Annotated in this window: 14 protein-coding genes and 1 other RNA gene; 1 reads left to right on the top strand and 14 read right to left on the bottom strand. The window is 69.1% G+C overall.

Features of this window, described 5'->3' with window-relative positions:
• Positions 1–76: 76 nt before the first annotated feature.
• From QM809_RS08745 to QM809_RS08725, 5 genes are read right to left on the bottom strand one after another with little or no spacing between them, the layout of a single operon-like run.
• Complete coding sequence (locus QM809_RS08745; RefSeq protein WP_415045394.1) at positions 77–841, bottom strand: SDR family NAD(P)-dependent oxidoreductase; 765 nt, start codon at positions 839–841, stop codon at positions 77–79.
• A 27-nt stretch (positions 842–868) separates the two neighbouring features.
• Entirely contained in the window at positions 869–1,396 is a 528-nt protein-coding gene (locus QM809_RS08740) for a GNAT family N-acetyltransferase (protein ID WP_415045392.1), read from the bottom strand.
• Positions 1,393–2,472, bottom strand: a complete 1,080-nt coding sequence (locus QM809_RS08735; protein ID WP_415045391.1) for an alpha/beta fold hydrolase — start codon at positions 2,470–2,472, stop codon at positions 1,393–1,395. The genes QM809_RS08740 and QM809_RS08735 overlap by 4 nt, the downstream gene beginning before the upstream one ends.
• The gene (locus QM809_RS08730; RefSeq protein WP_415045390.1) at positions 2,456–2,764 is read right to left on the bottom strand and encodes a hypothetical protein; all 309 of its coding nucleotides are present in this window, start codon (positions 2,762–2,764) and stop codon (positions 2,456–2,458) included. The genes QM809_RS08735 and QM809_RS08730 overlap by 17 nt, the downstream gene beginning before the upstream one ends.
• Complete coding sequence (locus QM809_RS08725; RefSeq protein WP_415045389.1) at positions 2,761–3,330, bottom strand: QsdR family transcriptional regulator; 570 nt, start codon at positions 3,328–3,330, stop codon at positions 2,761–2,763. The genes QM809_RS08730 and QM809_RS08725 overlap by 4 nt, the downstream gene beginning before the upstream one ends.
• A 162-nt stretch (positions 3,331–3,492) precedes the next feature.
• On the opposite strand from QM809_RS08725, the gene QM809_RS08720 reads away from it, so the two are divergent.
• Positions 3,493–5,139 carry a long-chain fatty acid--CoA ligase gene (locus tag QM809_RS08720; RefSeq protein ID WP_415045388.1) on the top strand — a complete coding sequence of 549 codons (1,647 nt, stop codon included), beginning with the start codon at positions 3,493–3,495 and terminating at the stop codon, positions 5,137–5,139.
• 587 nt (positions 5,140–5,726) lie between these two features.
• Here the strand turns inward: QM809_RS08720 and QM809_RS08715 are convergent.
• The 9 genes from QM809_RS08715 to prfB form a co-directional block, all read right to left on the bottom strand.
• On the bottom strand, positions 5,727–7,538 hold the full coding sequence (locus QM809_RS08715; RefSeq protein ID WP_415045387.1) for a hypothetical protein: 1,812 nt from the start codon (positions 7,536–7,538) through the stop codon (positions 5,727–5,729).
• Positions 7,539–7,626: 88 nt separating this feature from the next.
• Positions 7,627–8,000, bottom strand: a transfer-messenger RNA (tmRNA) gene (gene ssrA, locus QM809_RS08710).
• 176 nt (positions 8,001–8,176) lie between these two features.
• Entirely contained in the window at positions 8,177–8,926 is a 750-nt protein-coding gene (locus QM809_RS08705) for a hypothetical protein (protein ID WP_415045386.1), read from the bottom strand.
• Positions 8,927–8,963: 37 nt separating this feature from the next.
• Positions 8,964–9,437, bottom strand: a complete 474-nt coding sequence (gene smpB / locus QM809_RS08700; RefSeq protein WP_415045384.1) for an SsrA-binding protein SmpB — start codon at positions 9,435–9,437, stop codon at positions 8,964–8,966.
• Positions 9,438–9,466: 29 nt separating this feature from the next.
• Entirely contained in the window at positions 9,467–10,372 is a 906-nt protein-coding gene (gene ftsX / locus QM809_RS08695; protein WP_415045383.1) for a permease-like cell division protein FtsX, read from the bottom strand.
• 12 nt (positions 10,373–10,384) lie between these two features.
• Entirely contained in the window at positions 10,385–11,065 is a 681-nt protein-coding gene (ftsE, locus tag QM809_RS08690) for a cell division ATP-binding protein FtsE (RefSeq protein ID WP_415045382.1), read from the bottom strand.
• Between the two features lie 72 nt (positions 11,066–11,137).
• Positions 11,138–12,007: a hypothetical protein gene (locus QM809_RS08685; RefSeq protein WP_415045381.1), complete on the bottom strand. Its 870-nt coding sequence runs from the start codon at positions 12,005–12,007 to the stop codon at positions 11,138–11,140.
• The gene (locus QM809_RS08680) at positions 12,004–12,861 is read right to left on the bottom strand and encodes a mechanosensitive ion channel family protein (protein ID WP_415047041.1); all 858 of its coding nucleotides are present in this window, start codon (positions 12,859–12,861) and stop codon (positions 12,004–12,006) included. The genes QM809_RS08685 and QM809_RS08680 overlap by 4 nt, the downstream gene beginning before the upstream one ends.
• Positions 12,862–12,931: 70 nt before the next feature.
• A protein-coding gene (gene prfB, locus QM809_RS08675) for a peptide chain release factor 2 (RefSeq protein WP_415045380.1) occupies positions 12,932–14,051 on the bottom strand; the annotation gives its coding sequence in 2 pieces (ribosomal slippage) (positions 12,932–13,084 and positions 13,086–14,051; 1,119 coding nt in all).
• Between the last annotated feature and the right edge of the window lie 20 nt (positions 14,052–14,071).

Genomic DNA, 14,071 nt, shown 5'->3' with positions numbered 1-14,071 from the left:
CTCATCGTCGTCTCTCTCCGCCGACCGGTTCGCGGCCGACCTGTTCTCAGCCGACCTGTTCTCAGCCGACCGGTTCTCAGCTGACCAGGGTCCCGCCGTCGACGGGGACGGTGATGCCGGTCATGTAGCTGCTCGCGTCGCTCGCCAGGAAGATCAGCGCGGGCTCCAGTTCGCCGGCCCTGCCGAGTCGGCCGAACAGGGTGCGCGGGATGACGTGCTCGTCCATCGCCTTGTCGGGCATCTCCGCGGTCATCTCCGAGGCGAAGTAGCCCGGGGCCAACGCGTTGACGCGGATCCCCTTGCGCCCGGTCCACTGCTGCGCCAGATCGCGGGTCAGACCGATCACGGCCGACTTGCTGGCGCTGTAGGCCGCCTGCGGGAGCAGCACGCTGGTGATGCCGAGGATGCTGGCGATGTTGACCACGGCCGAGCCCGGTCGCATCACGCGCGCGCACGCCTGCGCCATGTAGTAGGTGCCGTTCAGGTTCACGTCGATCACCTTCTGGAACTCCGCGGGCGATTCGCGCAGCGCGGGCACGGAGGTGCCCAGTCCGGCGTTGTTCACCAGGACGTCCACCCGGCCGAACTCCGCCATCGCCGTCTCGACCACCGCGGTGCACGCATCGGGGTCGGTCACATCGCATTCGACGGCGAGCGCGCGCCTGCCCAGCGCGCGGACCGCCTCCGCGGTCTCGGCGAGCCGATCGGTCCGGCGCGCGGCGAGCACGACGTCGGCGCCCGCCTCGGCGAGCGCCTTGGCGAAACCCACCCCGAGCCCGCTCGACGCGCCCGTCACCACCGCCACCTTGTCGTCCAGCCGAAACGTGTCCAGCACCGTCATCTCTTCAACTCCTCTGCTTCCGGCCGGTCAGGCCAGTTCGTCCGCGATACCCGTGTAGGTCAGCGTGTTCATGACGTCCTGCGCATGGTGTGCCAGGACCAGGAGATCGTGCTTCTGCCCGTCGTCGGTCTCGAGGTGATCGCGGAGCAGCGCCTCGCCGGTGAAACCGAGACGGCTGAACAGGGCGACCGCGCCTTCGGCGTCGGTGGGCAGCTCGATGACGATCTTGGTGACGCCGTCGCCGAACGCCGACCGCATGGCCTCCTTGGCCAGTTCGGCGCCGAGCCCCTGCCCGCGCGCGGCCTCGGCGACCACCAGCCGCAGTTCGCCGACGTGATTCGACCAGCCCGGCAGTCGGCTGATCGTCGCGTATCCGAGCAGTGCGCCGTCCGGTCCCTCGGCGGCCCAGCGGTACCCCGGTGCGCCCAGGATCCGCCGGGCCAGCCCGGGATCGCTCAGGTCTTCGCGGATCAGGGTGAGATCGCGCTCGGACAGGTCGGTCAGCAGCGCCGCGAGCCGCTCCGCATCGGTCTCGGTCAGTTTTCGGACGGTCATTCCATCGCCTCGCTCGTGTTCCGCAGGAATTCGATGATCGGGGGAATGGTGTTCTTGGCCGCGCTGCGGCCGACCACCAGTCCGATGTGGCCGCCGGGCAGGCACAGCTCGGTCTTCTCCGCCGACCCGACCAGGTCCAGGACCGGTCGGGCGGCCTCCGGCGGCACGATGTGGTCCTTGGCGCCCAGGACCGCCAGGAACGGCTCGGTGACGTCTGCCAGGGAGATCCGGTCGCCGCCGAGCACCATCGAGCCCTCGACCAGGGAGTTCTGGAACAGCAGGTCCCGCATCTGCACGGCCACCGCCCCCGGCAACGGCACGTGGTCGCTCGCCCAGCCGTTCATCGCCTGGTAGGCGGCCACGTAGTCGTCGTTCCAGAGCCGGTCGAGCAGGTCGACGTAGCCGGTGACGTTGGCCGTCGGACGGAGGTTCTTGAACGCGCTGAAGACGACGCCGGGCGGGATGTTCCCGTCGTCGCCGAGCATCTCCTCGACGTCGGTGTCCGGGCCGCCGAAGAAGTCGCGCATCGGGAGGTGCTCGAAGTCGACCGGGCAGGCGACGACGGTGTGGCTCCGGATCGGCGACTCCGGGTGGTGCGCGCTGTAGAGCAGGGTGAGCACCCCGCCGAAGCAGTAGCCGAGCAGGTTCACCTCGTCGCTCCCCGAGGAGGCGCGGACCGCGCGGACCGCGGCCGGGATCGCGGCGTCGGCGTAGTACTCGAACCGGTTGCGGGCGTCCCGCTCGTCCGGTTCGCCCCAATCCAGCAGGTAGACGTCGAAGCCCGCACCGAGGAGCTTCTCGATGAAGCTGTTGCCCGGCGAGAGGTCCAGGATGTACGCGCGGCTGACGATCGAGAACACGATCAGCAGCGGGGGACGGTAGCGGACGTCGTCGTTGCGGTACCGGAACAGTCGGGCGCGGCCGTCGCCCCACACCTGGTCCCGGGGCGTCACGCCGGTCGGCGGCGCGGAGGCGCCGACCGCCATCTTGATCCCGTTGCGGGCCCGCAGCGCGTTGCGTTCGATCTCCTCGCGGACCCGGTCGGCCAGTCCGCGCGGATCAGGAATCAGTGCCATCGCCGTCCTCCCGTGCCGCCCGCTCGGCCAGTTCCCTCCGGAGGCTGCGCACCTCGAAATCGAGGTCGCCGATCTGGCGCCGGAGTTTGCGCAGGTCGCTGCCCGCGGGCAGGTTCACCGCGTGCAGGAGGTCGGCGGCGACGCCCTCGACCGTGCGGCCGACGCGTCGGCGAAGATGTGCGACGACTCCGGCGGCCTCCCCGAATCGCGGCGACCGGACCACGTCCTCGATCACCGGCGTCGCCCGCTTCTCCATCGCGTCGTACACGCCGCGCAGTGAGACCACCGTCATTCCCCTCCTGCTCGGGAGACGCCGAGCAGCGCTCCGCATGCCTGTCGGACCTTCATCGGTTCGGGTTCCTCTCCGGTGAGCACCTCGGCGTAGATGAACGACTCGGCGATGCGCAGGAGCACGTACGCGGTGTCCCGCGGAGGCAGCACCGGCGTCAACGTTCCCGCGTCGACCTCCGCCCGCACCCAGTCCTCGATCATCGACACGATCCGGTTCGACACGCCCCCGGCCCGCGTGGTGAACAGGCGCATCGCGCGTTCGGGTTCGCGTCGGACGAAGTCGGCGAACGGCTTCAGGCTCACCACGGAGTCGGCGAAACGACCGAGCGCATCGGCGATCCGCTCGCCGCCGACGCCGTCCGCGCCGGCGTAGGCGGTGTGCAAGGTCGGTTCCGCCAGCCGCCAGATCACCGCGGCGATGAGTGCGTCACGGCCGCCGCAGCGCCGGTACAGCGTGCTCCGGTTGATGCCCGCCGAATCGGCGAGCGCGCCCATGTCCAGGCGGCCGGTGGCGACGAAGGCACGGCCGGCCAGCGCCAGCACATCGTCGTCGATCACGGTGCTCACAATGCCCTCCTCACTCGTCGCCTCGACTCCGCGTCCACACCCGCGTGCAACAGATCCGGGATTTGTCGCACGCAGGTGAGACGATAACCGCTACCGTGGCGTAAATCACCTTGGAGCGCCGATCGGCGCTCATGTCACTGCGAGGAAAGGCTCCGGACACCCATGATCCAGTCGACTATGCAAGAGGGCGCGCTGACCATCACCAGCCTGCTGGAACACAGCCGCAAGTTCTTCCCCGAAGCCACCGTCAGCACCTGGACCGGCTCCGGGCTGCGGACCGCATCGTTCGCCGAGATCGGCGACCAGGCCGCCCGGGTGGCGAACGCACTGGCCCGACTGGGCATCTCGATCGGCGACCGCGTCGCGACGTTCATGTGGAACAACAACGAGCACCAGGCGCTCTACGCGGGCGTGCCGTCGATGGGCGCCGTACTGCACACGCTCAACCTGCGGCTCTCCCCCGAGCAGGCGATCTACATCATGAACCACGCCGAGGACCGGGTGGTGTTCGTCGACGCCAGCGTCGCCCCGCTGCTCCAGAACTACGTGCCGCACGCACCGACGGTGAAGCACGTCGTCGTCGTGAACGGTCCCGCCGAGTCGTTCACCGCCCCCGAGGGCGTCACCGTGCACACCTGGGACGAGCTGCTGGCCGACGAGTCGACGGAGTACGACTGGCCCGAGTTGGACGAGCGGGCCGCCGCCGCCATGTGCTACACCTCCGGCACCACCGGTGATCCGAAGGGCGTCGTCTACTCGCACCGGTCGATCTACCTGCACTCGTTCCAGGTCACCTCGTCCTCGGCCATGGCGCTGGCCAACTCCGACTCCGCGCTGGTGATCGTGCCGATGTTCCACGCGATGAGCTGGGGGATGCCGTACGCGGCCATGATGGCGGGTGCGAGCCTGATCCACCCGGATCGGTTCCTGCAGCCCGAGCCGCTGCTGGAGATCATGCGGGTGACGCGGCCGACCATGGCGGCCGCCGTACCGACGATCTGGTCGGGCGTGGCGGCGGTGCTCGACGCGAACCCCCAGGACATCTCGCATCTGCGCGAGGTGACCGTCGGCGGCGCCGCGGTGCCGCCGGCGATGATGCGCAAGTTCGACGAGTACGGCGCCCCGATCACCCACGCCTGGGGCATGACCGAGACCTCGCCGCTCGGATCGGTGGCCCACGTCCCGTTCGGCATCACCGATCCCGAGGAGGCGTTCTCCTATCGGGTCACCCAGGGCCGCTTCCCCGCCGCGGTCGACGCGCGGATCGTCGACGGCGACGGCACCGTCCTGCCGAACGACGGCGAGACCAGCGGCGAACTGGAGGTCTCCGGTCCGTGGATCACCGGCGCGTACTACTCGCCCGACGGCAACGTGTCCGACCCGGCCAAGTTCCACGACGGCTGGCTGCGCACCGGCGACGTCGCGACCATCACCCCCGACGGCTTCATGACGATCGTCGACCGCACCAAGGACATCATCAAGACCGGCGGCGAGTGGATCTCGTCGGTGGACCTGGAGAACGTGATCGCCGGGCACCCGGACATCCTCGAATGCACCGTGATCGGCGTTCCCGACCCGAAGTGGGACGAGCGCCCCTTCGTGCTGGCCGTCCTCCGGGAGGGCTCCACGCTCGACGTCCCCACCGCCCGCGCCTGGCTGGAGGAGCGCATCCCGCGCTGGCAGGTGCCCGAGCGCTGGTCGTTCGGCGAGGAGGTCCCCAAGACCTCGGTCGGCAAGTTCGACAAGAAGAAGGTGCGCCAGCATTACGCCGACGGGCTGTACGAGGTGATCAACGGCCTCGAGCTGTGAATCCGCTCCCGCGGAAAGCGTGAAACACCCAGCGGCACAACTCATTACCACGAAGAACCGGCGACGACCAGGGTGAGCCGCGACCCTGGCGCCGGGCACTCCTCTCCACCAGACTGTGGTCCGAACGGACGACAGAGAGGAGGGACATCCATGGAGCTTCCGGCCGCGCTTCCGCCGATTCTGGCGGGACTCGTGCTCGGTGTGATCATTGCGGGGCTTCTCGTCTGACCTCCCACCGAATTCTCAGCAAACCCCTAGGCATGACGTCGCACCAGGTCATGGGCGGGCCGGACCCCGATCTCGAATGCGACGTATGGGAAGCATATGACTTCGGTCACCTGCGCTGTCCCCCGAACTGGTTACACTCGACGTGTCCGTACCACTGAACGAGAGGAAGTGAAGAATGTTCGATCAGCAGCTGTGGGCCCTCATCCAGGACCACCCCGACGTACTCGACGCTCTGCTCTTCGTGTTCTCCGGAACCAAGTAAGACGTTCCAGTCGGACGGTCCCCCTTCGGTGCGCGACGCACGGGAGGGGGACCGTTCTCGTCTCCCGGTCTTCGCACCCCTCCCCGGTCTTCGCGGCTCACCACAGGTAGGCCGCCACGACCGTCTCCCCCAGACGCCCCGCCCCCGTGGACAACCGGAGCCCCGGCGTGAGGGGCCGGATCCGGAGTTCGCCGCCGCCGCCGCGCAGCCGGAAGAACACCGAGTGCAGTCCCCCGTCCACGTGGACGGTCCGCTCCGGGCCGTCGCCGAGCACCACCGCGACCTTCCCGTCACGCGTGGCGCAATAGCTCAGTTCGACGGTCCAGTCCCAGCCGATCACCGGCTCCGACAGCGCCGCGGTCACGATGCCGTCGCCCGGGTGCTCGCACGACCCCGCACTCGCGAACACCTGCCGGACCGGACTCACCCCCGCGGGCACCGCGACCCCGTGTTCGTCGAGGACCAGCGGGGCGCGGGCCTCGTCGTCGAACCGGGCGCGGTCGGGGACTCTCGCGAACACCCGCGCCGTCCGGTTGTACGGGTGGGTGAAGGGCAGCAGGACCTCCAGCGGAACCTGCTGGTCGAACACGACCGCACCGCGATTCGCCTGCAGGGAGGCCCGACCCGTCTCGAGGTAGTCCCGGGTCGGTCCCTCCCGCCACGACGCCAGATAGGTGAAGGTGCTGATCAGCGAGGACACCGTGAGCACGACGACCCCGGCGACGAGCGCCCCCGCGGGCACGGCGCGCGCACGCCGAACGGCACCGGCGCGCACGACCCCGCCGAGCCCCGCCGCCGGGACGGGTCCCGCCGCGACCAGGGCGATCGCCACCGTGATCACCAGCGCGGAGTCCGGCAGATACCGCAGGGTCCGGCCGAGGTCGCCCGAGGTCTGCAGCCCCGACCGGAACCACATGACCGGGATCTGGATGAGCACCACGTACGCGGCCGCGAACCCCCAGACCGCCACGGCGCCACGGCGGGCGAGCACGGACCACCCGACGACCGCGACGATCGACAGCCAGCCCGCGACATGCATCCACACCGCCGGATCGGCCATCGGGGGCGACGGGATCCAGCGCTCCCACCACCACGGCCCGCCCGGCAGGATCGGGACGAACGCCTCGAAGAAGGCCTGCCGGACCAGGGTGGCGGTCTGGCTCGCCGAGCGTTCGCCGACGGCCGGCCGGACGAACACCGCCAACAGCACCGCCCACACCGCGAACACGCCGCCCAGCCACCACCACAGCACCCGGACGCCGCCCCTCGACTCCGGACGCCGAGTCGCCGAGAAGCGGGTCGCCAGATACACGGCGACCACCGCGACCGGAACGATGACCAGCGACTTCTCGAAGAAGGCGAGTGCGACGACGAAGGCCGCCACGGCCCCCGCGACCAGTCTCCGGCGTGAGGCCGCCGACCGGTCCGGTTCCCGGGCCAGCAGCACCGCGTTCGCCACCACGATCGCCAGTGCGGCCTGCAGCGGCAACGCGTTGAGGCCGGCCGCCCACCAGAGATAGCTCGCGACGGTCAGCGGGCTGAACAGGTAGAAGGCCAGCGCCGCCGGCGCCCCGACCCGGGACTCCGGCGCGAGGACACCGATCATGCGCCACACCGAGATCGACGCCGCCGCCTGCATCAGCAGCAGGACCAGCGCGGGCAGCCACCACTGCAGCGGTGCGACACTCGTGACGATCCCGGACACCAGGAAGGCCGCGGGCATGAAGTGCCCGTCGTGGCTGTGGGTCAGGTAGTCCCAGCCGAATATCGAGGTCTCCGAGGCACGACCGATCAGGACGAGGTCGTCCCAGTAGAACGAGCCGCGCGCCACCAGCCAACCGCGGACCAGGAGTTGAACGCAGATCAAGACGGCACCGACGACGGCGACGCTGCGCGATGTCCGGCGCACGCTCGGCTCCTTCGCTGTTCTCCTGGCCCCGCGACGATCGCGGGACACAGAACCGGCCCCTCACCTGGTCTGGTGAGGGGCCGGTTCTCCGTGGAGCTGCCGGGAATTGAACCCGGGTCCTCCGTCACTTCGGTAGGGCTTCTCCGTGTGCAGTCCGCTGTGTCTCTACTCGGATCTCCCGGTCTCACGAACAAGCCGGGATGACGATCCCAGTCGCTGTTGGATGTCCCGTCACCACCCGCGACCGGCGGACGACGGTGAGTTCCCTAGCTGATGCCGGCATCCGGGTTCGGGAACGAAAACCCGGGCCGACAGACTAGCCTCGCTGATCAGGCAGCGAGAGCGTAGTCGCGCTGATTGGAATCGGCGCTTAATTGGTTGCTGCGACGCTCACGGTGGTCTCCAGCCTGCACCGACACGCTTCCCCTACCTCGATGTACGTAGTCGAAACCGATCAGCCCCGAGGCGGTGTCCGCCGTGTGAGCGGACTCGTCCATGCTAACGCGTCCGTGACGGGAAAGCATCCTGATTTTCTCCGGCCCGGTGCGCCCCGGCATCGATGCTGTTCACAGCGTCGGACTCGAGGTGTGCGGGAAGATCACCGGAACGAGAGACGATGCGTCGACGGGGCCGACGTGTCAGCCGATGCTCAACAACGCGGTTCCTCCGGGCTCCAGGTCCACCGTGAGGCGGCCGCCGACGGACCGGATCCGTCGTCCCGTCCAGAGCTCAGTCGCCGGGACCGCGTCGTCGCCGGACAGGTTCAGCTCCGCGATCGCCACCGAGACGTCCGACGACGAGGCCTCCCCCGCCCGGTGCAGCGACACCAGCAGCCCGGCCGATCCGACGGCCCGCGAGGAGACCTCCGGGTCACCGCCGACGGGCGCGCCCGGGGCGCGCCGGGCGTCGACCGCCGCCTCGATCACCGCACGGTTGCCGATCAGCGCGAGGTTCGGGGCGGGGATCCGGGCGGGGTCGCCGGCGAACACCAGCGATTCGGCCCGCATCACCCGTCGGGTGATCTGCGCGCACAGCACCGGCTCGGCGGCGTCCGCGGGCATCGTCGACGCCACCCGGCGATCACCGGTCGGCACCCGTTCCACGGTCACCCCCAGCGCCGAGAGCCTCCGTCGCAGCGCGGCGTCGTCCGTCGCGGGCGCCTCGTCGTCGCACGGGACGAACAGGGTGGCGTACCCGGCCTCGCGCAGGCCCGTCCGGACCAGGCCGTCGGCCTGCGCGCGGATCCGCTCGGCGGTGATCCCGCCGGGCCCGGAGCACTCCCCCGCCCGCCCGACCAGGAAACCGAGCACGGGCGGCGGCACCGCGGGTGGGTCGGCGGGTTCGGCGCAGCCGTTCAGCACCAGCACCGCGGCCGTCGCCGCGAGCACCGGGCCGAACCGACGCGGCCTCACAGGCTCTGCCGCATCACATGCCTTTGACGCGGCGTCCGAGTTCGCGCTCGACCTCTCGTTTCGCGGTGCGTTCGGCGATGTCGCGACGCTTGTCGTGCGCCTGCTTGCCCTTCGCCAGCGCCAGCTCCACCTTCGCGTAGCCGTCGCTGAAGTACATCTGCAACGGCACCAGGGTCAGGTTGCCGTCGTGCACCCGGCCCGTCAGCTGGTCGATCTCGCGGCGGTGCAGCAGCAGTTTGCGTTTGCGCCGCACCGGATGATTGGTCCACGAGCCGTGGCCGTACTCGGCGATGTGCAGCGCGTGCAGCCACACCTCACCGAACTCGATCGTCGCGAAGGCGTCGACGAGCGACGCCTTGCCCTGACGCAGCGCCTTGACCTCGGTGCCCTGCAGCACGATCCCGCACTCGTAGGTGTCGAGGACGGTGTAGTTGTGCCGCGCCTTCCGATTGGTGGCGATCACCGACCGGCCCTTCTCCCTGGGCACCTTTTCTCTCCTTAACCAGCTGTGAAAACTTATTCCCGGACGTAGACCCGCAGCGTCGCATAGGCGGTGACGCCGGAGAGGACGATGCCGGTCAGCAGCAACCACGGGGAGACGAACCAGACGTCGGCCGCCGTGATGCGCGCCAAGATGTTCACACCGTAGAGGTCTTCCAGCGCTTTGTCGAAGAAGAATATCTTCCCGAGGAACAGTCCGCCCACGGCCAGCAGCGCGCCGACGATCGACGCGATCACCGCCTCCAGCAGGAACGGCAGCTGCGTGTACCAGCGGGTGGCGCCCACCAGGCGCATGATCGACACCTCGGTGCGCCGGGTGTACGCGGCGATCTGGACGGTGTTCACGATCAGCAGGATGGCGGCGATCGCCAGCACCGCCGCGACCACGAACGCCGCGTCGCGGGCCCCGTCGAGGACGCTGAAGATCCGTTTGACCAGGTCACGCTGGTCCAGCACCCCGTCGATGCCGGGCGCCCGGGCGAACTTGTCGAGCACCGCGCCGAAGCGCTGCGGATCGTCGACCCGCACGCGCAGCGCGGCCTGATACGGATCGGGACGGATGAACTCGGCCAGTTCGGGCGAGCTCTCCTCCCACGCCGCCTTCGCGCGCTCGTACGCCTGCTGTTTGCTGACATAGCTCACCGAGGCGACGCCGGGCTCGTTCTCGATCTTCTTCATCACCTCGGCGCACGGGTCGCCGGTGCAGTTCGGGTCGGCCTTGGTCACGTCGTCGTTGACGAAGAACTGCATCTCGACCCGGTCGAGGAAGATCTTCTGGCTCTTGTCGGCCATCTGGATCACCAGGAGGCCGCCGCCGAACATGCCGAGGGTCACGGCGGTGGTCAGGACCATCGCCAGGGTCATGGTGAGGTTGCGGCGGAAACCGTTGAAGACCTCACTGATGATGAAATTCGCTCGCACGTCTCCGCTTCCCTATCCGTACACGCCGTAGTCGTCGTTGCGCACGAGCTTGCCGTCGGCGAACTCCAGCACGCGGCGGCGCATCGAGTCGACGATGTGCCGGTCGTGGGTGGCCATCACCACGGTGGTGCCGCGCCGGTGCACGCGGTCGAGCACCTCCACGATCTCCTCCGAGGTGTCCGGGTCCAGGTTGCCGGTCGGCTCGTCGGCCAGCACCAGCGCCGGCCGGTTCACGATCGCCCGGGCGATCGCCACGCGCTGCATCTCGCCGCCGGACAGCTCGTTCGGCATCCGGTCGGCCTTACCCGCCAGGCCCACGTACTCCAGCACCTCCGGCACCGACTCGCGGATGGTCGACGCGGGTTTGCCGATCACCTCCAGGGCGAAGGCGACGTTGGCGGCGACCGTCTTCTGCTGCAGCAGCCGGAAGTCCTGGAACACGCAGCCGATCGATTGACGCAGCTTGGGCACCTGCCGGCTCCGCAGCTTGTTCACGTGGAAGTCGTCGACCCACACGTCACCGGACGTCGGCTTGTCTTCCTTCAGCAGCAACCGGAAGAACGTCGACTTGCCCGACCCCGACGGCCCGATGAGGAACGCGAACTCGCCCTTGTCGAGTTCCAGCGACAGATCGGAGAGCGCGGGCCGGGTGGACTTCGGGTACTGCATAGTCACGTCGGACAGCTTGATCACAGCACGAAGTGTAACGACGACGACTGAGAGCAGCCCTCAGGCGCGCGCACCCGGAGCATCCGATCGGACGGTTCAGCGCTCCGGGACGGTCGTGTTCGCGCCCCGCCGGTGCGGCGTCGACGACTGCGTCTCCTCGGTGGTCCGGCCCAGCCCCGGGATGTTGTCCGTCCAGTGCGTCGTGGTCCGGCTCGACGTCGTCGTCTCCGATTCGCTCGTCGACTCGCTCTCCGAGGTCGTCTCGCTGCTGGTCGTCTCCGTCGTCGACGGCGGCACCGTCGTGGACTCGACGGTGGGCTCGGTGGTGCGTGTCACGCGCGGCTGGTCGTCGGTGCTCTCCTGACCGCCCACGCCGTAGTAGTCGGTGGTGAACCCGTACAGCCCGAGTCCGAGGAGGAAGATCAGGGACAGGACCACCGTCGTCGTCCGCACTCTGGTCCCGTAGATGTGCCCGAACCGTCCGAGCGGACCGTGGTCGCTGGACTCCCGCTCCTCGCGCTCCTCCCGCTCCTGGTCCCGCTGCGCGCGTTGACTCAGGGTGAAGGACTGCGTGTGCGACGAGTCGATGTGCCGGGTGCTCGGCGACGGTCGGCGGCGGACCGGTTCGGGGGACGGCTCGTCGGAGAGCGAGAGGTCCGAGAGCGGGAGACCGGGGTCGGGCGACTCCGCCGACGACTGCCACGCTCGACTCGGCTGCACCGGCCAGGGTTCGGGCGGACGCGGCCCGGACGGCCGGGGCGGCGGTGTCGCCTGCGGACCGACCGGAGGCGGACCGGACTGCGGCGGAACAGACTGTGGCGGAGCGACCGGCTGCGGTGGAACGGACGGCGGCGGCTGCACCGGGATCGGACGCACCTGCGCGGCCTCGACCTCCACCCGGTGGTGCCGGCCCGAATCGGTCAGCGGATTCCGCGGATCGGCCGGCGGCCGCTGTCTGTCGGTCATGCGTCGACCTCCTCGTCGGACTCGCTCGTCGGATCCTTCGCCGGCACGGTGATGCCGCTCAGCGCCAGCTGTTCGACGATCTTCGCCCGGAGCGCCCGGCTGACCTCGAACTGCTCGCCCGGCAGGGTCCGGACCACCATGCGCACCGTGACCGAATCGATCTCCATGCTGGTCACGCCCATCGACTCCGGCGCACCGAACAGGCGCTTCTCCCACTTGGGCTTCTGGTAGAAGTCCTGGCCCACCTGGTCGAGCAGATCGATCACCTCGTTGATGTCCGCGGTGATCGGGACCGGGACGTCGACGACGGCCCGCGCCCACTCCCGCGAGAGGTTGTTCACCTTGACGACCTGCCCGTTGGGCACCGTGATCATCTCGCCGTCGCTGGTGCGCAGTCGGGTGACCCGCAGCGTGACGTCTTCGACCGTGCCCTCGGCGCTCGAGCTGCCGACGGTCAGCCGCACCACGTCGCCGTAGCCGTACTGCCGTTCGGCGACGACGAAGAAGCCCGCCAGCACGTCCTGCACGATCCGCTGCGCACCGAAGCCGAGCGCCGCACCGATCACCGCGGACGGTCCCACCAGGCTGCTGAACTTGACGCCGAACTCGGAGAGGATGTGCAGCAGCGCCACCACCAGGACCATCGCCATGAGGGTCCACACCACGACGTCCACGAGCGCCCGCCGATGTTTGCTGTCCTCGGACTGCACGATCGCATCGGAGTTGTCGAAGCGGCGTTTCGTCCGCTCGGCGTAACGGTGGCCGAGCCACCGGAAGAACCGGATCAGCAGCGCCGCGGCGATGATCCAGAGGACGATGTCCAGCCCCGAGGTCGCCAGCCACTCCTCCCACATCCTGGTCCAGGTGGGCAGTCCGAGCCGATCGGTGACGTAGACGACGTCGTCGCGGAGAGCGAGATGCAGATCAGGAGTCATCGTCGTCGTTCATCCGCCAGCGGATGCCCGCCTCGATGAACTCATCGAGGTCGCCGTCGAGCACGGCGGTCGGGTTGTTGCCCTCCACGCCGGTCCGCAGATCCTTGACCATCTGGTACGGGTGCAGCACGTACGACCGCATTCTGGTTGCCCCAGCTGGCGCCGGTGTCGCTCTTGAGCGCATCCAGCTGCGCCCGCTCCTCCTGACGTTTGCGTTCGAGCAGCTTGGCGGCGAGCACGCGCATGGCCGACGCCTTGTTCTGCAGCTGGCTCTTCTCGTTCTGGCAGGTCACGACGATGCCGGTCGGGATGTGCGTCAGACGCACCGCCGAGTCGGTGGTGTTGACCGACTGGCCGCCGGGACCGGAGGACCGGTAGACGTCGACCTTCACCTCGTTCTCGTCGATGTCGATGTGGTCGGTCTGCTCGACGACGGGCAGCACCTCCACCTCGGCGAACGACGTCTGGCGGCGGCCCTGGTTGTCGAACGGGCTGATCCGGACCAGGCGGTGGGTGCCCTGCTCCACCGAGAGCGTGCCGTACATGTACGGGGCGTGGACGACGAAGGTGGCCGACTTGATGCCCGCCTCCTCGGCGTAGCTGGTGTCGTAGACCTCGACGGAGTAGTCGTGCTGCTCGGCCCAGCGGACGTACATGCGCATCAGCATCTGCGCCCAGTCCGCGGCATCGACGCCGCCCGCGCCGGAGCGGATGTTCACCACGGCTTCGCGCGAGTCGTACTCGCCGGCGAGCATCGTGGTGACCTCGAGCGCCTCGATGTCCTTGCGCAGCTGCACCCGTTCGGCGTCGGCGTCGGCCTGCGCCTGCGCCTGGGCCTCGCCCTCCTCCATGTCGACCAGCTCGTACAGGACGGGCAGGTCGTCGAGGCGGCTGCGCAGATCGGTGACGCGGCGGAGCTCGGACTGCGCGCGGGAGAGCCGGCTGGTGACCTGCTGCGCGTGGTCCTGGTCGTTCCACAGCTCCGGATCGGAGGCCTGCATCTCGAGTTCGGAGATCCGGCTGCGGAGTTCATCCGGGTCCACCACCTTCTCGACCGTGGTGAGGGTGATGTTCAGGGCGTCCAGATCAGCGGAGACTTCAGGGTGCACAACTCACCAGGGTACCGACC

Source organism: Gordonia sp. (in: high G+C Gram-positive bacteria) (assembly GCF_047600385.1).
GTDB lineage: Bacteria > Actinomycetota > Actinomycetes > Mycobacteriales > Mycobacteriaceae > Gordonia.
Note: the sequence above shows the minus strand (reverse complement) of the source record. Positions and strands in the feature narration are given on the sequence as shown.

Excerpts from the sequence above, each read along its gene's own strand:
- QM809_RS08745 (WP_415045394.1), bottom strand. The coding sequence starts at position 841 with ATGACGGTGCTGGACACGTTTCGGCTGGACGACAAGGTGGCGGTGGTG.
- QM809_RS08740 (WP_415045392.1), bottom strand. The coding sequence starts at position 1,396 with ATGACCGTCCGAAAACTGACCGAGACCGATGCGGAGCGGCTCGCGGCG.
- QM809_RS08735 (WP_415045391.1), bottom strand. The coding sequence starts at position 2,472 with ATGGCACTGATTCCTGATCCGCGCGGACTGGCCGACCGGGTCCGCGAG.
- QM809_RS08730 (WP_415045390.1), bottom strand. The coding sequence starts at position 2,764 with ATGACGGTGGTCTCACTGCGCGGCGTGTACGACGCGATGGAGAAGCGG.
- QM809_RS08720 (WP_415045388.1), top strand. The coding sequence starts at position 3,493 with ATGATCCAGTCGACTATGCAAGAGGGCGCGCTGACCATCACCAGCCTG.
- QM809_RS08685 (WP_415045381.1), bottom strand. The coding sequence starts at position 12,007 with ATGACCGACAGACAGCGGCCGCCGGCCGATCCGCGGAATCCGCTGACC.
- QM809_RS08680 (WP_415047041.1), bottom strand. The coding sequence starts at position 12,861 with ATGTGGGAGGAGTGGCTGGCGACCTCGGGGCTGGACATCGTCCTCTGG.